The 19,410-nt window shown below is 50.1% G+C and carries 18 protein-coding genes and 1 tRNA gene; 9 read left to right on the plus strand and 10 right to left on the minus strand.

Annotated features, from left to right (window positions below; genetic code table 11):
• Positions 1-21: 21 nt before the first annotated feature.
• Together gmk and Hfont_RS06460 are read right to left on the minus strand one after the other, a co-directional pair.
• Complete coding sequence (gene gmk / locus Hfont_RS06455) at positions 22-666, minus strand: guanylate kinase (RefSeq protein ID WP_112991452.1); 645 nt, start codon at positions 664-666, stop codon at positions 22-24.
• 151 nt (positions 667-817) lie between these two features.
• The gene (locus tag Hfont_RS06460; RefSeq protein WP_112991750.1) at positions 818-1,720 is read right to left on the minus strand and encodes a YicC/YloC family endoribonuclease; all 903 of its coding nucleotides are present in this window, start codon (positions 1,718-1,720) and stop codon (positions 818-820) included.
• A gap of 190 nt (positions 1,721-1,910) precedes the next feature.
• Between Hfont_RS06460 and Hfont_RS06465 the strand changes: the two genes are divergently transcribed.
• From Hfont_RS06465 to Hfont_RS06490, 6 genes are all read left to right on the plus strand, one after another.
• Positions 1,911-2,918, plus strand: a complete 1,008-nt coding sequence (locus Hfont_RS06465) for a serine/threonine protein kinase (RefSeq protein ID WP_112991453.1) — start codon at positions 1,911-1,913, stop codon at positions 2,916-2,918.
• Positions 2,919-2,979: 61 nt separating this feature from the next.
• Positions 2,980-3,909 carry a PP2C family protein-serine/threonine phosphatase gene (locus Hfont_RS06470; protein ID WP_112991454.1) on the plus strand — a complete coding sequence of 310 codons (930 nt, stop codon included), beginning with the start codon at positions 2,980-2,982 and terminating at the stop codon, positions 3,907-3,909.
• A gap of 6 nt (positions 3,910-3,915) precedes the next feature.
• Positions 3,916-4,650 carry a ribonuclease PH gene (rph, locus tag Hfont_RS06475; protein ID WP_112991455.1) on the plus strand — a complete coding sequence of 245 codons (735 nt, stop codon included), beginning with the start codon at positions 3,916-3,918 and terminating at the stop codon, positions 4,648-4,650.
• Positions 4,651-4,788: 138 nt separating this feature from the next.
• On the plus strand, positions 4,789-5,373 hold the full coding sequence (rdgB, locus tag Hfont_RS06480) for an RdgB/HAM1 family non-canonical purine NTP pyrophosphatase (RefSeq protein WP_112991456.1): 585 nt from the start codon (positions 4,789-4,791) through the stop codon (positions 5,371-5,373).
• Positions 5,370-6,614 carry a radical SAM family heme chaperone HemW gene (gene hemW, locus Hfont_RS06485; protein WP_112991457.1) on the plus strand — a complete coding sequence of 415 codons (1,245 nt, stop codon included), beginning with the start codon at positions 5,370-5,372 and terminating at the stop codon, positions 6,612-6,614. Before rdgB ends, hemW begins: the two co-directional genes overlap by 4 nt.
• A 152-nt stretch (positions 6,615-6,766) precedes the next feature.
• Positions 6,767-6,856: transfer RNA gene (locus Hfont_RS06490), tRNA-Ser, on the plus strand.
• A 211-nt stretch (positions 6,857-7,067) separates the two neighbouring features.
• On the opposite strand, the gene Hfont_RS06495 is transcribed toward Hfont_RS06490, so the two are convergent.
• Genes Hfont_RS06495 through Hfont_RS06505 form a run of 3 tightly spaced genes read right to left on the minus strand, consistent with a single transcriptional unit; the run spans position 7,068 to position 12,194 of the window.
• Positions 7,068-8,405: a helix-turn-helix domain-containing protein gene (locus Hfont_RS06495; protein WP_112991458.1), complete on the minus strand. Its 1,338-nt coding sequence runs from the start codon at positions 8,403-8,405 to the stop codon at positions 7,068-7,070.
• Positions 8,402-9,454 carry a TniB family NTP-binding protein gene (locus Hfont_RS06500; RefSeq protein ID WP_112991751.1) on the minus strand — a complete coding sequence of 351 codons (1,053 nt, stop codon included), beginning with the start codon at positions 9,452-9,454 and terminating at the stop codon, positions 8,402-8,404. Before Hfont_RS06500 ends, Hfont_RS06495 begins: the two co-directional genes overlap by 4 nt.
• A gap of 10 nt (positions 9,455-9,464) precedes the next feature.
• Positions 9,465-12,194, minus strand: a complete 2,730-nt coding sequence (locus tag Hfont_RS06505) for a Mu transposase C-terminal domain-containing protein (RefSeq protein WP_241523019.1) — start codon at positions 12,192-12,194, stop codon at positions 9,465-9,467.
• Between the two features lie 148 nt (positions 12,195-12,342).
• On the opposite strand from Hfont_RS06505, the gene Hfont_RS15305 reads away from it, so the two are divergent.
• On the plus strand, positions 12,343-12,534 hold the full coding sequence (locus Hfont_RS15305; protein ID WP_421800983.1) for a DUF6471 domain-containing protein: 192 nt from the start codon (positions 12,343-12,345) through the stop codon (positions 12,532-12,534).
• 472 nt (positions 12,535-13,006) lie between these two features.
• On the opposite strand, the gene Hfont_RS06510 is transcribed toward Hfont_RS15305, so the two are convergent.
• The 4 genes from Hfont_RS06510 to Hfont_RS06525 are packed head-to-tail and all read right to left on the minus strand — an operon-like array spanning position 13,007 to position 16,967.
• Positions 13,007-14,527, minus strand: a complete 1,521-nt coding sequence (locus Hfont_RS06510; protein WP_112991459.1) for an SAVED domain-containing protein — start codon at positions 14,525-14,527, stop codon at positions 13,007-13,009.
• Between the two features lie 29 nt (positions 14,528-14,556).
• Positions 14,557-15,486, minus strand: coding sequence for an AAA family ATPase (locus Hfont_RS06515; RefSeq protein ID WP_112991460.1), 930 nt, complete (start codon positions 15,484-15,486; stop codon positions 14,557-14,559).
• On the minus strand, positions 15,486-15,998 hold the full coding sequence (locus tag Hfont_RS06520; protein WP_112991461.1) for an HORMA-1 domain-containing protein: 513 nt from the start codon (positions 15,996-15,998) through the stop codon (positions 15,486-15,488). The genes Hfont_RS06515 and Hfont_RS06520 overlap by 1 nt, the downstream gene beginning before the upstream one ends.
• A gap of 3 nt (positions 15,999-16,001) precedes the next feature.
• Positions 16,002-16,967, minus strand: a complete 966-nt coding sequence (locus Hfont_RS06525) for a CBASS oligonucleotide cyclase (RefSeq protein ID WP_112991462.1) — start codon at positions 16,965-16,967, stop codon at positions 16,002-16,004.
• 150 nt (positions 16,968-17,117) lie between these two features.
• Here Hfont_RS06525 and Hfont_RS06530 point away from each other — a divergent pair, with 150 nt between their 5' ends.
• Entirely contained in the window at positions 17,118-17,435 is a 318-nt protein-coding gene (locus Hfont_RS06530; protein WP_112991463.1) for a helix-turn-helix domain-containing protein, read from the plus strand.
• A gap of 3 nt (positions 17,436-17,438) precedes the next feature.
• Positions 17,439-18,308: an ImmA/IrrE family metallo-endopeptidase gene (locus Hfont_RS06535; protein ID WP_206604463.1), complete on the plus strand. Its 870-nt coding sequence runs from the start codon at positions 17,439-17,441 to the stop codon at positions 18,306-18,308.
• 83 nt (positions 18,309-18,391) lie between these two features.
• Here Hfont_RS06535 and Hfont_RS06540 read toward each other — a convergent pair whose 3' ends face one another.
• Entirely contained in the window at positions 18,392-19,183 is a 792-nt protein-coding gene (locus tag Hfont_RS06540; protein WP_112991465.1) for a hypothetical protein, read from the minus strand.
• Between the last annotated feature and the right edge of the window lie 227 nt (positions 19,184-19,410).

Raw genomic sequence — 19,410 nt, forward strand, 5'->3', positions numbered from 1 at the left:
CGTGCTCCTAAAAATACGATATCAGCTTAAATTGGCATGAATGCCCAATTGGGCGAACAGGGATGCGTTCCGAGTTGCTTGCTGCGCGAAGCGACAGCGAGTGGCTTTCACAATCGCGCTCAACTCGGCTAAAGCGACTGTAAACTCTTGATTGATAATAACATATTCGAACTCGGAAGCGTGGGCGATTTCTCCGCCCGCAGCCAGAATTCGGCGTGTAATCACGTCGTGATCATCCTGGCCACGCTTTTTCAAGCGTTCTTCCAGTGCGGCAATAGATGGCGGCAGAATGAATATGCCGACTGCATGCGGGAACTGCTTTTTGACCTGCTGCGCCCCTTGCCAGTCAATCTCGAGCAAAACATCGACGCCTGCCGTCATTTGTTCCATCAGGCGAATGCGCGAGGTACCGTAATAGTTGCCAAATACTTCAGCTGATTCGAGAAATTCGCCTGCCTGCCGGCGTTCAAGGAAATCATCGACCGACGTAAAAAAATACTCGCGACCATGCTGATCGTTAGGCCGGGGCGGGCGTGTTGTGTATGAAATCGACAACTTGAGTGACGATTCTTGCTGCAACAATGCATTGACCAGGCTGGATTTTCCCGCGCCGGATGGGGCGACGACTAAAAACAGACTGCCGGAAGAGGTGGCTTGATCAGACATTGTTATCCCTGAGCTAACTATGAAAATGGTTTGATTGGCGATATCAGTAATGCTTTGATATCGCGGTCATGGCTTGCTTGTACAAGCTTGTTGCAGACAGCGAGATTGTAGCGCTGCCTGCTGAAGTTTGTAGCTCACTTGTTCCCGATTTTTATTCCAGATTTTGTACTTGTTCGCGCATTTGCTCGATCAGCAATTTCATTGCCATCGATGCGTCGGACAATTCCTTGACTGCGGCTTTGGAGCCTACCGTGTTGGCTTCGCGGTTGAGCTCCTGCATCATGAAGTCCAGGCGTTTGCCGACCTGGCCGCCTTTTTTCAGAATGGCGCGGGTTTCGTCCAAATGCGCCGATAGGCGCGTCAGTTCTTCTGCGACATCGACGCGGATGCCGTACAAGCTGACTTCCTGACGAATTCTGTCCAGCGCCTCTTCGCGCGTGATGGTCGGTTGAGCATTTGCGTCGCCGGCTTGTGTCGCCAGGCCCAATGCTTCCTGCATGCGTTCGGTGGCTTTTTGCTGAAATTGTGCGACGACTTGCGGGATCAGTGGCGTGATGCGTGTGACGATTTCTTCCATGTCACTGACGCGTGTAAGCAACATTATTTGAAGCGCATTCCCTTCACGGGCGCGGCTTTCTACAAACGCATCCATCGTGGTTTGCATCGCAGCGGCGACTTCGGCTTGCAAGGTGTCCTGGCCCATTTCGGCTTCTTCGATCACGCCCGGCCAGCGTAATAGTTCGCCAACGGACAAGGGTGCTGCATCGGTAAATTGCTTGCGCAAATCTGCCTGCAAGTTTGCCAGTGCAGTCAAAGTCGTTGTATTCAGCGCCTGCGTGGCGCCAGACGCAACCTTGCGACCAAAGCTGAGACGGCACTCGACCTTGCCGCGCGTGACGCGCGCCATGATCGCTTCGCGCAGCGAAGGTTCGAGAGCGCGCAAGTCGTCGTTGATGCGAAACTGCAAATCGAGAAAACGCGAATTGACGCTTTTGACTTCGATAGTCAAGGTGCCGTTGGCGGTCTCATGAGTGTTGACCGCGTAACCGGTCATGCTGCAAATGGTCAAAATCAGTTCCTCGTTTTTCTTTACAAAGCGGCGATTTATCCACACAATCCACAACGAACCTTGCTACCGGATGACGGTCGCGCAGGTAAGTGCAAGACAAGAGGCAGACAATATTGCCATTCCCATTTTTTGCCGCGTTTGTTCAACCGGTACGATCGAGACTACATAGGAAGACATGGCTGCGCAAAACAATGCTCCGTTGCCGGATGGACTGGAAATCGCTGGATATCGCATTGTAAAGAAGATTGCGTCCGGTGGGTTCAGTATCGTCTATCTGGCCTATGACGAAGATGGCAATGCCGTCGCCATCAAGGAATATCTGCCTAGTTCGCTGGCATTGCGTCAGGCGGGCGAACTGGTGCCTGCGATTTCGCCGGAAAACCTGCCGGTCTTTCGCATAGGCCTGAAATGCTTCTTTGAAGAAGGCAGGGCGCTTGCGCGTATCGCGCATCCGAATGTCGTCAGCGTTACCAATTTTTTCCGCGCCAATGAAACCGTCTACATGGTCATGGGTTACGAATCCGGACGCTCGCTGCAGGATCACATCCTGCGCCGCCGTGACAAAGGTGACAAGCCGCTGGTATCCGAACGTTTCATCCGCAAGATGTTCAGCCATGTGATGAACGGTTTGCGTGAAGTGCATACCAACAAACTGCTGCATCTGGATCTGAAGCCGGCAAATATTTATCTGCGCGTCGATGGCACGCCTATCCTGCTGGATTTCGGCGCAGCACGCCAAACCTTGAAGGCGGATTTGCCCAAGTTGTACCCGATGTACACGCCGGGTTTTGCGCCGCCAGAACTGTATGTGAAGAATGGCAATCTCGGCCCATGGACGGATATTTACAGCATAGGTGCATCGATGTTTGCCTGCATGGTAGGCGCACCGCCGCAACCGGCAGATCAGCGTAAACTGAATGACAAGATGGACGGTCATTTCAACAAGCTGGAAGGTGTGTATTCGTCGGATTTGATCAAGGTCATACGCTGGAGTCTGATGATCGATCCGCTGGAGCGTCCACAAAGCGTGTTCGCCTTGCAAAAGGCTTTGCGTGAACCGGTGATCGAAGATCAGGGTAATGCGAAATTGCAGCAAGTTACGCGCAAGTTGAAGAGTATTTTTGGCAGCTTGGGCAAGAAGGCGTCGAACGTCAACACGACCATACAAGAACACACGCGGTAATCTTATTTAATCGTTCGTATTTAATTTCATTAATCGCGGTAACTTTTAACTCAATCACGCTATGCGATTCTCTGTCTATCAAGAAAGCCACATCGGCGGTCGCAAGAACAACCAGGATCGCATGGGCTACAGCTTCACGCGCGACGCCTTGTTGCTGCTGGTAGCGGACGGCATGGGCGGCCACATCATGGGCGAAATGGCAGCGCAGATTGCGATGCAAACCATCGCTTCACTGTTCCAGGAAAACGCCACGCCGTATGTGAAGAAGCCTGAACGCTTTCTGGAAGATAGTTTCTTCGCAGCGCATAGAGAAATCCATCGTTATCGCGCCATCAACAATTTGCCGGAAACACCGCGTACCACCATCGTCGCCTGCCTGATTCAGCACAATAGTGCGATGTGGGCGCACTGCGGCGATTCGCGTTTGTACTGGATGCGCGGCGGCCAGATTCTGGCGCGTACGCGTGATCATTCGCGTATCGAAACGTTGATTGCACAAGGCAAGGTCGATGCATCTGAACGCGAAACGCATCCGGATCGCAACAAGCTGTTCAACTGTCTCGGTGCGCCGAACATGCCTATCGTCGAAATTTCACGTAGGGCCAGCTTGCAAGCCGGCGACATCATGCTGTTGTGCTCGGATGGCTTGTGGTCAGTCTTGCCGGATCACGAACTGGCGCAGCGCCTGCACAGCAATACCATCGTGCGTGCTGTTCCAGAATTGCTGACGACTGCCACGGGCATCGCCGGCAAAACCGGTGATAATGTCACCGCGTTGGCAATGATGTGGGAAAGCAGCGAAAACCTGCAAGGCAATAGCACCATCACCACGCATACCTTACCGGTCGGCAGCGTTACCACCACGATCCAGGCGCCGCGGCACCTCGATCTGGAGAACGCAGACACATACAACGATTCGGATATCGAAAAAGCGATAGAAGAAATCCGTAATGCCATCGATAAATCATCTCGTATCACTTCCAGGAATTAATGTCTCATGTCGTATGAAAATCGTCCCAGCGGACGCGCCGCTGATGCATTGCGCGCCATCAAACTCACCCGCAATTACACCAAGCATGCCGAAGGTTCTGTATTGATCGAGTGTGGTGACACCAAAGTCATCTGCACTGCCAGTATTGAAGATCGCGTTCCCGGCTTTTTGAAGGGCAAAGGCCAAGGCTGGTTAACCGCGGAATACGGCATGCTGCCGCGCTCGACGCACACCCGCATGGACCGTGAAGCCGCACGCGGCAAACAATCCGGTCGCACACAAGAAATCCAGCGCCTGATCGGTCGTTCGCTGCGCGCAGCTTTTGATCTGCAGGCATTTGGCGAACGCACTCTGCATCTGGATTGCGACGTGATCCAGGCCGATGGCGGCACGCGTACTGCAGCGATTACCGGCACCATGGTTGCTGCCTACGATGCGTTCAGCAAGCTGGTCGCACAAAACGTGATCACGGCAATTCCACTCAAGCATTTTGTCGCAGCGATTTCGGTTGGCGTGTACAAAGGCCAGCCTGTGCTGGACCTGGATTACCTTGAAGATTCCGATTGCGATACCGATATGAACATCGTCATGACCGACGCCGGCCACTTCATTGAAGTGCAGGGCACTGCAGAAGGCGCGGCTTTCGATCGCGCCACGATGGACCGTTTACTCGATCTGGCGCAAGACGGTATTCGAGATCTGATCGTGATGCAAAAACAGGCTTTGGCGATTGCTGAGTAAAATAGCCAAATCGATAGAGCCACGCCAGCCCCGCAAACTTGTTTTAATGTAATCGCCAAGGTTTTTTCCCTTGCATAACCCGGCTGCTGTTGATGCCGGGTTTTTTATATCGTTTTAATTTTGAATTGATTAGATTTCATGTCGCGTACCCTCATCCTCGCCTCCAATAATGCCGGTAAATTGAAAGAATTCAGCGCACTGCTCGCGCCTATCAATTTCGATTTGCATACACAGTCCGAATTCAATGTGCCGGAAGCGGAAGAGCCGCATGTCACCTTCGTCGAGAATGCAATTGCCAAAGCGCGTCACGCTTCACGTTTGACCGGCAAGCCGGCGCTGGCCGATGATTCTGGCGTCTGCGTCAATACCTTGGGCGGTGCGCCAGGCGTCTATTCGGCGCGTTATGCAGGCGAACCAAAATCCGATCAGCGCAACAATGAAAAACTGATTGCCGATCTCGCCGCACATGCAGATAAATCCGCTTACTACTATTGCGTGCTGGTCTTCGTGCGTCACGCTGACGATCCACAACCGGTGATTGCCGACGGTCGCTGGAACGGTGAAATGATCGCTGAGCCACGCGGACAGGGCGGCTTCGGCTATGACCCTTACTTCTGGATTCCTGAGTTGCAAAAAACCGCTGCAGAATTAACCGCAGAAGAAAAAAATCTCCTGTCACATCGCGGTCAGGCCTTGCGTGCGCTGATAGAGAAGTTGCGATGATTCCGATCAAACCGATAAGCAATGACGCTGCATTCAATCTGGATAATTCACAACCTGCACGCGCCGCTACTGCCTACCTCCAGCCAGGTGCACTGAACCTGACTGCGCTACCGCCTTTATCGCTGTATGTGCATTTCCCGTGGTGTGTGAAGAAGTGTCCGTATTGCGATTTCAATTCGCATGAAGCTACTGGCGGTTTTCCAGAAGACGAATATTTGTCTGCCTTGCGTGCTGATCTGGAACAGGCATTGCCGCTGATCTGGGGCCGCAAGATTTACACGATCTTCATAGGCGGCGGCACGCCAAGTTTATTGTCGGCAAAAGGATTGGATCGTCTGCTATCGGATATACGCACTTTGCTGCCTTTGGATGGCGCGGTCGAGATCACGATGGAAGCCAATCCCGGCACTTTTGAAGCAGAGAAATTCAAGTCTTATCGCAATAGCGGCATCAATCGACTGTCTATCGGCATTCAAAGTTTTAACGCGAGACATCTGCAAGCCTTGGGGCGTATTCATGACGGTGATGAAGCGCGTCGTGCGGTTGATATCGCGATGGCGAATTTCGACAACTTCAACCTCGATCTGATGTACGCCTTGCCATCGCAAACACTGGAAGAGGCGAGGCAGGATGTGCAGACTGCAATCGCATTCGCACCGCCGCATCTGTCGCTGTATCACCTGACGATGGAGCCGAATACCGTCTTCGCCAAATATCCGCCGGTGGTGCCGGACGACGATGCCAGCGCCGACATGCAAGACATGATTGCGGAAGTAACTACTGCCGCCGGTTATCAACACTACGAGGTTTCTGCCTATGCGCAGCCGAAGCGCCAGGCGCGTCACAATCTCAACTACTGGGAGTTCGGCGATTACCTCGGCATAGGCGCTGGTGCGCATACCAAATTATCGTTCCCGCATCGCGTTGTGCGGCAGGCACGTTACAAACAGCCCAAGTCCTACATGGAGCAGATGCGACTCGGCAATCCGATACAGGAAGAAACAGAAATCACACGTTCAGAACTGGGTTTTGAATTCATGCTCAACGCCATGCGTTTGACCAACGGCGTGGAAGTGAATTTATTCGCCGAACGCACCGGCATGCCGCTGAACGCGATAGAACGTGCCTTGAACGATGCGGAAGCCAAAGGCTTGCTGTATCGCGACTACAAGACGATCAAGCCGACCGAGCTGGGCCAGCGCTTTTTGAATGATCTGCAACAGATGTTTCTAACCGAATAATCGATAAATTATCGCCGGCAGTCGGCATTCCAGCGAGATTTAGGTATAATGCGACCTCTTGGAAGTTGATGAACATGGTCGCCGATAGCTTGCACGCTCTGTGCAACAAGGTTGGAATCGGGCCGATACAGTTCATCTGTGTATATCCAAAAGGAAGTGTGGCCGAGTGGTTGAAGGCACCAGTCTTGAAAACTGGCGACGGTTTATCCCGTTCGTGAGTTCGAATCTCACCGCTTCCGCCAATCCCTCATAAGTTTGTGTGCCGTTAAGCATGTGCCGTTAAGCATAACTTGGCCACTTGGACAGCTTATGCTTTATTTCCCGATAGGCCACATTTTGCTTTATTCAAAAAATGTGTTAGCCGCCGGTGACACTCCAATAATTAAAAAAATCTGCGCATAAAAAAGCCGACCACTAAGGGCCGGCGTTTTTGTACAAAGAAGAGAATTGGTTTTAGGTGTGGGTATTTTCGTTTTCACCGGTACGTTGAAGATGCGCCTGAACTTCCTTCAGGACATTAAGTAAATTGGCGACCGGCGACAGAATTTCTTCTGGTACTCTCGCCACAATTTCTCGTCGCGTCACTGCTTTCCCTTCTGCCCATAAATCAAGACAAGCCACCTCAAGATAGGGCCAAGCTGCAATGACTTTGGATTCTTGTCGTCGTTTCAAATAAGTTTTCCATCGTTCACCTAACTGACGAGTGGTTTTATTTGCCCGCAAATAAAGCTGTCTTGCCTCCAAATCCAGTCGGCGTGCTGCTTCCAGTACGCTGATTGGTGTCGGTAAAAGCAGAAATGTAGAAAGTTGCTTCTCGATTTCCAGCCAATCTATTTCTCTTGGTGTCTTGTGCGGTTTTGGGACCGCGGATGATAGCTGCAAAACTAATTGCTTTTGTATCATTGGCGGTTGCCAGTCACTTAGGTCGCCGGTGAGTAGTTGTTTGAGGCTTGTGCCGTGATGGGCAGCAATCTTCATGCTAATAGCTAATGTCGGTGTGCCATCTCCTTTGAACCAATGATGCACCGTACTTTTAGCAATCCCGATTCTGCGTGCAAAAGAAGCACTATGCCCCTTATGCAGCTCAGTGATAATTCGTGTGATGCCTGCGAGATATGTGTTTCGACTCACCTCAGCGGTTATGCTTTCTTGCGAGGCAAGTAATTCTCCGACTTGCCTTGCCCGCCACAATTCATCAGGTTCAATCGCAACATCTGCTTGGTATTCTTTTGCTTTCGCTAATGGCACGCCGCAATGTGTACACCAGCCTGGCACAACGAAGGCAGCAGCGTGGCGAACGTTGTCTTTTCCGCAGTGTTGGCAGTGGCGCGTCAAACGTTGGCCGTGCTTACTACATACCGAGACCTCTGCTGACTCCCATGCCAAACGGAAATATGGTTGTCGTCCACATTCGATGTCTTCTGCAAAGCACGCGCTGCAGAATTGACCCCGTTTCACGATAGATAACCCGTTCTGCGAAATAACTTCTCGCCATGGCAAGAAGGTTAATCTATCCAAACCTTGTACAGAGGTTAAAGCAGATAGTCCGGCCGACCACGTGAATGCCGACTCCCGTATACCTGCGATTTGTCGTTCATGCCAATCAAAGCCTGCAGCGACTATTTGTTCGAAATGTTCTGCAATCGTACGAGATAGCACCAGAGTCGAAACACTGTGGGATGCTGCCAAACGGCAAAAGTAGCTCACCAGACTTTCAACTTCAGAAGTCCCTTTTCCGTATGGAATGAGTGCATGCAAGGTTGAGCGCGGATTGCGTTGAATTTGACTCATGCAACGCTCCTGCTAGGCCGGCGATTATTATGAATATGCGAGCGTGGCATTGTTCTCGTTAATCCGGGATTGATGGCTGCTTCACCATCCATAATCTCCTCCAAAATTTGGTGACGTTGCGCCTCCGTCAAAAGTGCGCGTCGCAATGCATCAACTGACCACCGTCCGTCCTTTTGCGCCAGTTTCGCTGCGCGGGTCAGTACGCAACTCAAAGTGCCGACACAGCCTAGTGTATTTTCCAGCAGAGCTTCGGCATGTGGCATGAGCTGCTCGCCCCACAAGTCGGGCAGAGTATTCTGGAATTTCTGAACGCAAGCTCGAAATGCGCGCAAGTCTTCTTCACTGTCCTGTCGATATCGCTCGAAATGCAGCACATGGGTGCGCCGAGCAAGCTGACCAGACAATGAAACCAGTTGGTATAAGTCGTACGCGCCGACCAAGACCATTTGAGTACCGCATTCGTTTGCTAGGGATTTCAGCGTGTCGAGCTGAATTCCCAGCCGACTCTGTCGCGTCTGGCGAATGATATGAGCTGCTTCGTCAATCACCAAGAAACGCGTTTGTCGAGCAGTCAATGCTTTCTCGACTGCCGTACGCAATGCACTAAGGCTATTGCCCGTAGCTCCTCGCGGACGCACCATCCTTCCAGTTTCTGTATCGATGCCATAAGCGGTTTTCTTCATGCTCAACTCGCCTTCTAGTTGTTGCAGAATGCGCTGATAGAACAGGCGCCAAGAAAAATCGTCTTCGCCGGAAGAAGGCGCTTGGACATATACCGCCGGTATTACTCCTGCATCTTGCTCCATCTCTTCAGTTGCCTTCTGAAGCGCGTTGCTAACTATGTGTGTGGCTAGTGTGCTTTTGCCCACACCAGTCGGACCGCAAACTAACAAAATGCTGTCTTGGCTTTCAGGATAGATAAGGGTTTCCAGTTCATTCATCATCTGGCCGATGCGGGTGTGCTTGATGCGCACGCCATTGAGTTTCTCTGGAGAGTCTGGCAGTGCTGCCAGTAGTGATGGAGCGGTTTGGTTAGTTGTTTTGGTCATGGTATTCATTCTAAAAATTATCAAAATCAGGTAAAAGGTTGTGCTCTGTTGTCTGGGGATGCGTCATTGGTAGCTTGGGTGTGACGGAACTGATTTCCAAAGACGCAGCGGACTCGGATGCTTCTTCTACAAGACATGTTTTTATTGACTGAACAACTGGGTTAATACTGCTCAGTTGTAGGTGGTTATAAAGGGCTTTGTTTTCTTGTTGACGGTCCATAGCGATTTGCATAGCTCCTTCAGGCTTAAAAATCTGCATGAATTCACGAAGTCGCTGCATAGCCTTCTCGTCATCGTGCTGGTCTTTGCTGTGATTGCGGTATTCCTCGGTAAGGGCTTTCCGTTCGGTTTCCGTTAACTGGCCCAGTTGCACCATGGCTCGGCACCGGGCGTGAACCCATTGGTTTTTTAAACGCACGTATACCGATGAGGCATCCCACGGGTCATATCGCACTTGCAGGGTTTGACCTGATATACGGTGGTCTCTGAATTCAGCATTCCAATAAAACATGTCGTTAACTTTGATGCCATGTTGTCGGTGCACCTTGCGAACTCCACCTCGGTCAGCGGGAGGGCAAGTTGCAATCAGGAAGTCTTGGTTGCAAAGTACTTGGCGTTGCGGACGAGCACCGCTGTTCCTGATACCTTTGGCGTGTAGTTCAATTGGACTGCAGTCCAGAGCGGGGTGGCGCTCTTGGTTGTAGTAATCGAATGCCCAGGCTTGCAGTCCGCAATACATATTTTCCAATGTCCATTCCGCAAATTTTTCAGGTAGGTGCGACCCGGAAAGTGACCTGACGTTTTTGGTTTCTTTTGTGTTGCCTGCTAGGTTGTGGACGTATTCAGAATGCGCGCGACCAAACATCCGCTCGAGTACCGCGCCGTGGCGTGGCTTGCCGGCAGGACGAAACCGCAAGTGCACTTTCATTACTTGCAAAAATGATTCAAAGGCTTCAGACATGAAATCGCGACCGTTGTCCACGACGATAAATTCAGGTAGTCGTTCATGACGATTTACAAGGTCCCGCATCACCATCATCACTGACCTGTATGACGGTGGGTCATAGGTCAAGTAGAGAGCAACGATGCGCCTTGTATATGAATCGACTGCCAGTGAGAGCCAAGGCCGCCCGAGTGGCTTGTCGGAGCGACTAGAAATGAGCTCGATATCAAGTTGTGTATGGTCGACGTGTATGTATTGAAATGGACGACTGCCATGCATTGGCGTGTCGTAGCGCAAAAAATCAGTCCATTCGCTGTTTTGGTAGGCCATGCGTTTTCCATGGCGGGTTCGCACATCACCTTCGGTTTGCTGCGTCTTGATGTAGTTAATCAATGTTGGATATGACGGCGCTTGAATGCCTATCGCATCGCACGCAACGCGTAACTCCCTGTGACAGTTCTTGTAGTTCTTTGCTTCAGTAGTGCGCCATTTCGTCTCATAAATTTTATGCAACATGTCGACCTGTTCCGTGCTCAATCGCTCACTTCGATTGCCCCTTGCAGTGGTACGTGGGACAAGCGCTAAAACGTCGTTGGCACCGTTGGAGGTTGCTGCGCGTTGGCGCGCAAGCCAGCGGCGCATGGTGCGTTCGCTGACTTGCTGCTGCTCAGCATCATTTAAGATTGCTCGTCGGTGCAAGGCAGAATTGAGTGCTTCCTGAGAGTGACGTACCAAATCGAGGCCAGCGTGTGTTGCCGGGTTATCCATAACGATTTGGCCAGACTCAAAAGCATGGGTTAGCCAAGTGCGGGTGAGGCTAAGAGTGGCTCCGTCTGCTTTGCGGCAGACGATGTCTTTCTCGCCGACCAGCGAAATAACCAGTTGCTGTGATTCATAGAGAAAGCAGACTCCTTCTGCGATTTCGAAAACAAACCGTTCTTGACCAAGGGCGACGGTGGGCTGTTGTTCCGCGCGCACGAAATCTCGGAATGTGGCATCGCGATAAAGCCGAGAGCGGCGCGGTTCTGACAGCAGCTCATGGTCCAAGTCAGCGACGGCCAGGTTATCGGCGATGGCCTTGAACAAGTCATCGGCGCTAAAGTTGAATGGTTGCGCCATCAATTCAGCGATATGCAGGCAACCTTGCTGCGCCAGTATCGCGTTGAGACGGACAAGTTCCTGCTGGTCGCAAGGCGGGGCTGCGGGATGAAAGTAATCCGCCAGATGCAATAGGTTGTCTACGCGACGTCGAGGTAGGTCTAAGTCACTAAAGATGCGATAGCCAATGCCAAGCTCGGTTAATTGCTTTTCAATTTGTGGCGAATACCATCTCCCGTCGCTGCCTTTTACAAAGCGATAGGGATACATTTCTGCGAGACGCTCTAGCTTGCTTTCTGACTTCCACTCTTCAAGCGTGAAGCCATCTCGGCGTATGACAAGAAAATCAGGGAAGTGGGTAATGCGGCGAATCTCGCCAGTGGCCGGGTCGGTCAGCTCCAGCTTTAGTTCACAGGGCTGTGCGTAATATTCAAGAACTCGTGGGTCATACTCTCGCTCGATAGCAGCAGCGAATTCGATGTGACGACTCTCGGTGCGAATTTCGCACCCCATTTTATGACTTGCCAAAAGCGTAATGACGTTGCTACCGCGAGATTTGACGGAACGTACCGGGGCCTGCGTTCTTGCGTTTGTAACTAATACGCGACCTGAGCGTGGTGTTTCCAGGCGGTCGAATAAATCAACGAGTTGTGTTTTATCTAGCATCAGCATTCCCAATGGATTGGTTTCTGCTGACATATAGAAACGTAGTCAGTGATGTTAAAAAGTTTGGGGAGTGGGTGGCGATTTTAGGTTTTAAGACACGATGTAATCGAACCTGAAAGTTATGGTGTGACCATAGCAATCGGATAGCAGGTTCGATTACGAACCATACTGCTGAGAAGCGTTGGTAGATGAAAAGGCGCCGCGCAAAGACGGTGCCAAAGAACTGCCGCGTAGGCTTAAAGAGTTGGGAATTTATGAAACGCCAGAGGGGCTTAATCGAAAAATTAATAGTCGACGTTTTGCTGCAGCGCTTTTCCTGGCGTGCTGCCACGTATTGGAAATATGGGCTTTGAACCTGAGCATAGTTAGCTGAAAACGGCAAGGCCAACTTTAAGGCACGGTGACTTTGTCTGCCTGATATCTCTTTAGATAGTGCGGCCTGTTTAGGGCAGCATATAAAGCGCTTATCCATCGATTCTCCATTGTGTACCCTCTCACAAATAGCGAATCGACCTGCTGACGGGGTCAGCAAGGCAGTAAAACTAACTAAATTTCTAGCGTTTGGTCATAGACCTGAAAAGTAGATTATCTAGCATTTGGGTAATTGGCAAGAACCATGTCAATTTTTTCGGCCGCCTCAACCGCGCAGGCTTTACCATTGCATGAGGCAAAGATATGGTCTCTTAGAGACGCAGCATGCAAATGCGCATTACTTTATAACAACTTTTAAGCGGCTCAATGCTCGACGAAGCCGCACTTAATTAAGTGCGGCTTTTGTTTTTGTGGGCGGCTATTAGTGAGTCTATAGTGCTTGTTAATCTGCATATATTTCCTGTTGCCACAGATTAAATGGGCAATTCCAACGATTGACTATAGCCCCCGCCGTTCATCCCGCCAAAATCGTACTCGTAAAGCCGAACGCACCCCAGCGAAGGTTGAAGTTGGCCTAGGAAGAATGCGAACGCAGCTGGTGCTGAGATGAAAAGGTGGATAGTCTGCCTTGGACGTTTCAAAGCATTAATCTGTTTCGTCAATTCTTCGGCCAATTTGGCTGCATGTCGACCGTTCTTAACTACAGCGTTTCCAGTTCCATCAACAAATTTGGCTGCCAGTATTGACGGGTGAATACCAATTATCTGGATGTGTTTCTTCACATCTGGCAGGGCGTCATGGGTTAACGAGACAGATACATAAAGGTCTGTAGGCTCTACACCTTCATCTTCAGGAGTTTGGTAGTCAAAATTCCATGCCGCTAGATTAGTATCAACGTCATCATCTTCTGCATGCCAGATTTTGGTGCGGAACACGCGCTGCTCAAGCTCGATTTGTCTGCCGCATTTGATGTTCAGAATAGAGCCGGCTGCGAATGAAAGCGTCAAATGTGCATCTAAGGCTAACTGAATCCGCTCATGGTCTTTGGCTTCTGTCAGCAAAAAGCTTTTCAAGTTTGGATATAGCGTCTGTGCCCATTCTTCATGGGAGCGAATCTTGCGTTCATTAAATGAGTGAGTGAGGTTTAGCACTTTCGCGCATCGGTCTTCCAGATGGTCGATTGGATGTTCGAACGATTTGACGCCCAACGAGTAAATCTTGTTAGATGCCTTCTCGAATAGATTTTGCTGCGTGCACGCGTCACGAAGCGTTTGAGAGGTGAATTCAATCCGTCCTTGAGCGAGCCATTGATAAGGTAATGTGTCAAACCAGCAGGCATCCTCATTAGCCGGAACGCGCCGCAGACCATGACGTTGCAACATTAAGTCTAGGTCATTGCGATGATACAAAAGCGTCTGTGAGTCCGTTGTAAACGCCAGTGACTTACACAGCTCTTGGAGCTTGTCTTCGTCTATGCCAAGGTGTTTGGACCAAGCTTTTCGAACTTTTCCCATTTCACTTCGCTGAGTTGTGCCGTCAAACAGTTTGTGTAACTGAATGCCCCCATCTCGCTGATTGACGATTTTTTTAATGGGGTCTGTCATTCTGGGGTGCCAATTTGACAGAAGTACGAAGCGACCGGCCCCGTCTGGGATAGCTCCGAAGTTCTGATATGCCGCCCATGCTTTTTGGAGATGGGAATTAGTCTTGGCATTAATGAAATCAGGGTCAGTCAAGTCTTCATAACCGAAGTCGCCGGCATTAACATGCCATTTGCACTGAATGTGTTCACGCTGGATGGGGCGACCATACAAATCGCTATGACCACGCCCGGGAGCGTACTCGACCCAAATATCGTCGAACGACTTCGGCCCTGACTCGAAGGCGACTTTCACAATGGAGGGATTCTCTTCAAAGAGATAAACAGCCTTCTTCCAGAATAGTCGTGCTTGGAAACTCATCCCGTCATTAACTGCAGCCAGAGCTGTGGTCATAGATTTCCCTTGTTGGTAATAAAGACTACTTAAGCGTCCTTGAACGGTGGAGTCGGCAACATACTACGTGCAATCTCAATAGCCCGAGCAGCCTTGATTGGTCCTGCTGGATAAGCGTCCAACACAATCGAAGGCAGGAGGCGTTGAGTCAGGTCGGAGTACGTGAACCCATGACGACCATTGCCGTTATTACCGGTTGCTTCGGTCAACTGTGCCAATTCAGCTTTTTTGAATCCTGCATCAGACAGCCAACGTTCGAACACATGATGCCTCTGCTCGTCGGTTGGTCGCGCGAAGTCCAGAATATCAGCAGCACGTCGTCTAACCGCTGGGTCGAGGGCGTTGAGTCGATTGGTACACATGATGACTGCGGCAGGGACTCGACCGTTGGCAAGCTTGTCGATTCCACGAATGAATGCGTTGACGCCAGCGCGGTCTTCGTGGTGCATCTGGCTTTCTTCACGTGACTGCGCAAGAGCATCTGCTTCATCGACAAGCAAAATGACGCCACCGCGAGCGCGACCACCGTTACTCGACTTCAACTTTGCAGCCTTATCGTAGGCGGTCTCAAAAGCCGCGCTAACCAGCTGAGTCATCTCACCTACGCGACCTTGACCACGTGAAGAAAGGCTCAGCGGCAGCAGCTCAATCTCGATTTTTTCTTGGCGTGCAACCAAATCACCGATGGTCTCTGCGAGTTCGGTCTTACCCGAGCCAACATCGCCATTCAGGATGATGAGAGGAGGACGGCGCATGACTGTATCCAAAAGTGAAGTGGCTTCAGAGTGATGCTTTTTGAGCCAATCGTTCAAGCCCTGTGGATTGACGAGCACACCCAACATATTGGCCAGACGCTTGATTTTGTCTTCCATGCCAATGAGGCGCTGAAGACGGCGATTGGCATCAGGGTCTGGAAAGTTCGTAGTGCGCTCAAACAAAGACGGATTCTGGTCGCTCATTAGTAGCTCCTCATTGATTGTCTGCCTAGGGTGCGGCCACCCGAGGAATAGTTGTTGTCGCTGACGTAGTAGCCAGCAGAAGTGGGTTCAGGAACACTGTTTCTTTGAAAGGGCAACGTAGCTTCGAATCGATTCTGTTCATCAAGCGTTAGCGCATGCCATTTGGCGCTATATGTAAGATAGCTCGAGAAAGATGCCCCTTGGATGTCAGCGCCAGGTTTTACCTTGCCTGGGTCATCGTCGGCGCCTGCACCACTAAGTTCTTGGGCGGTGTACTTTAGGGTAGGTTCGATGAACTGACCATCGCGCTTATACCCAAAAATTACAGAGCTAAGGTACCCGTTCCTTATAAGCTCGGTAAGTTCAGTTTCATATTTGTCCAGCATTACATCCGATGGGCTGTTATAAAAGCGTTGCATGCGCTTTAAATCAGTTTTCACCTTAGCCGCGAGGTGACGAGCATGGGTCACAGTGAAAGTGGAGGACGAAGAAACGGTAAAAGAGCTGCTCATGGTTCACCCCTGAAAAGAACTGCCAAAAACTTTTTGCCAATACTTCACCGTGAGCTCCTTAGTAGGAGCATTTAAAGCTGCATCGATAGCATCGCCAGCATCATTTGCTGCATCTGATATAGCATCGACTTGAGCCTGCTGGTACAGTTTGGCGACATTATTGAGTGGATTGATAGGGTCAAAAATCTGGACTACATCATTGCAAGCCGGGACATCTGATGGCTTGTAGTGGTCAGAGAAAACAATCCGCTTTTCCAGGCCACCAGCAGCAAGGAATGTGAAGAATTCTTGAAGCGCATTCGGATAGTCTGAAAAATCGACCCCGTCGTCGCTGAGCTTGGCCAACATAAGTTCGACCATGAACGATTTAAAGCGGAAGTTTTCATCTTCCAGCTTTAGTTTGCGTACCCACCACTTGACCAGTCGAACGACCTGAGCAAAATGTTGCGGGTGCTTTTCCTTACGTTTTTTGATGAATTCGAGATGAAGTGGGATGCTGGTCTCGAGGAATGAACCATCTTCTTGACTGACTAGATTGCCGCGCCAATCTGGCTCGTCGTAATACAAGACAGGCACGACGTCGACGTCAAGTCCACTGCCTCTAAACGATACTGTGACTGAATAGGTCTGCTTTTTGACTTGGTCGTCCGAGAAGTTGGGGAAGGCTGTCTGCAGACGCTTAACGATGTAATCAAGCAGGTCGGAGATTTTTCCGGGTGCATCCGGACCGCTGACGTACATGGCAACGTCGATATCGTTCAGCGTGCGAAGGGCTGTACCTTTTGCCAAACTTCCGGACAACTGCATTTTACGGAGTGTAAAGTCAGGATTTTCACTGATGTGCGTTTCCAGCTTTTCACGCAACCGGCGTACCTGAGCGCGATAATCGGTAGCGTCGTTCTTCGACAGATTTACTTTGTCTTCTGCAAACCTAATTAGGTCGCGATGGTCTATATGAGCTCTGGACATCCGGTTCTTTCAATGATTTGTGTTCATCGGGAGAAAAAGTTCGGAAAAGCGAACATTCTTAGTTTTTCAGGTTAACCTTCCTTTGTCAAACAAAAAGTTCGGAATAGTGATACTATTTTTTAACGATATATGTTTTAGGAGGCCAAGTTAATGCCCACCCGTCTTGGCGAAAAATTACGCACATTGCGTAAAGAGCGTGGTTGGACGCTCGATGTATTAGCTGCAAAGGCTAGTCTTAGTAAAAGTTACTTGTGGGAGCTCGAGAATCGAGAGTCCCAGCGTCCATCTGCAGAAAAGCTAACTGCATTAGGTGATGCATTAGGCGTATCTTCAAGTTTCTTTCTAGAAGAAGATTCGCGGGTTCCAGAGGAACGTCATATAGACGATGCCTTTTTCCGTGGATATCAGACTCTTGAGCCCGAGGCGAAAGAGCAACTACGTAAGATTCTAAGTACTTTCAAAAAGTAAATTTTGAACGCCCAACTCTGGACTCCGCCTCGCGCGGCTTCTCGTTTATTCAAACTCGCAGAGTTAGCGGCTAACGCCCATAAAACTCCTTTGTTCCCTATAGATGTGGAACAGTTAGCGCTTGAAGCAGCAAATATTTTTCAATGGCAAGACCCGATATCGCAAGTTGTAGCTGCTGATATCAAGTCGTTTGAAGGCGGATTGTTTGCGAGCGAAGGACGCAAGAATTGGATGCTGGTCTATAACGAGACGCTTCCATCGGAAGGCAGAATCAGGTTTACCCAGGCGCATGAGCTTGGACACTATATTCTTCACCGCCTAACGCGAGACGCATTCCAATGTACGGAAGAGGACATGCGGGATTGGAGCCCGGATGAGCAAAACATCGAGGCTCAAGCCGATATGTTCGCTTCGTACTTGTTAATGCCACTTGATGATTTCCGGAATCAAGTTCCTGATAAGGTCGACCTTAATATCTTGAGTGCTTGCGCAAAGCGCTATGGTGTATCGCTTACTGCGGCGACGCTCAAGTGGCTGAGCTATACAACCCAAAAAGCAGTGTTGGTTGTGTCTAGAGATGGATACATAAATTGGGCATGGGCTAGTGACCCGGCATTCAAGGCAGGTGCATTCATCAGGTCGAAGGGCAGTCCTGTTGAGATTCCTGTCGGCTCGCTCGCAGACGACAGTTCTGTAGAGATAAATCGAGAGGGAGTGTCAATATCAGCATCGCTCTGGTTCAAACATGCAGATAAATCATTGATGTTGCGGGAGATGAAGGTAAGCTCCCAGAATTACGACCAAACGTTCACTTTGCTGTGCTTGCCCGGGCTGGACGACGTCTGGAAGCCGAGAGAGTGGCAGCGGGATTAATCGGGCTGCCGGAATTAACGCGTTAATCGTTCGCTATACGCGCTTTCCCTCGATAGGGTTTTGAAAAATGACTTCCGATGCTCTCAAGCGAGAGGATTGTTTTTACGGTACTCAGTCCAACGCTTAATCATCGCTTTGTACTCTGTTTCAAACTCCCTAGAGCTCGCAATTTTCGTGGCATTTTCACCTCTCCAGAGTTTGCCTTCTTTAATGTAGTAGGTCGTTCCCTGAATGCGTAGAGTCTTTTTCGCTTCATCGACTTTCAAGAAGTAATCCTTACGCTCGACGAAGTCGAAAAGAACCATCAGCGGTAGAGCTTCGCTTGTCTTGAGCATGGCATTGAATGTCTGCTCATCTGGAAAGTGCGTATTGATTACCTCAATTGCTATCCACGGACGATGGATTGACATCGCGAGCTCTGGGTCTTGAGCAAAGATGTCGTGGCGAATAATCGTTTTAGCATCTTGTATTCGATGCACTTCCGGCCCCCATCGATACCCACTCAAGTTCGCGATATTCTCGGTGGTTTCCGTTTTCTCACCATTGACCGTTTTGCGAAAGCAAATTTCAAGGGTTAACTCTGTGGTGCGTTGGAGGGCGCTAACTAGTTTGTCTACCCTCTCATTGTGTCTTGGGTCGGATTCGCAGAAAGATATCTTACGACTTCCCCTTGATTCGGCTTTCTCAAAAAAATGCGCGACAGCGGCGGTGCTCTCTTCTCTAACGCCTAAGGAAATTTGTTCAGATTCATCCAACAAGTCATTGTTTCGTGACTCTGCAAATTTGGCTGGGTTTGAAAGTGTTGAAGCCAAAATTTCGTGACGCTTGCCATGTTTATCGTAGTAAACGGCGACAGGGTGTTCTAACTTGCTCAACTACATTTTCCTTTTCAGTGCAGAGTCCCAGACTTTAGGTGCTGTGATGAGTGGTCAATGATGTAACCGGACGTCGGCCTGGAGATATGGAATATCTTGCCTCAAAACGATGAAATATTACCTTGTGGAAATATTATTGGGAAGGGCAATGTCTTTTTATAGCAGTGTGGCAATTGAACATCGCATATTATTGGTGCCCATGACATAAAAATTGCGTTAATTGTGGG

The sequence above is a fragment of the Herminiimonas fonticola genome (assembly GCF_003293745.1).
In the GTDB taxonomy this organism is placed as follows: domain Bacteria; phylum Pseudomonadota; class Gammaproteobacteria; order Burkholderiales; family Burkholderiaceae_D; genus Oxalicibacterium; species Oxalicibacterium fonticola.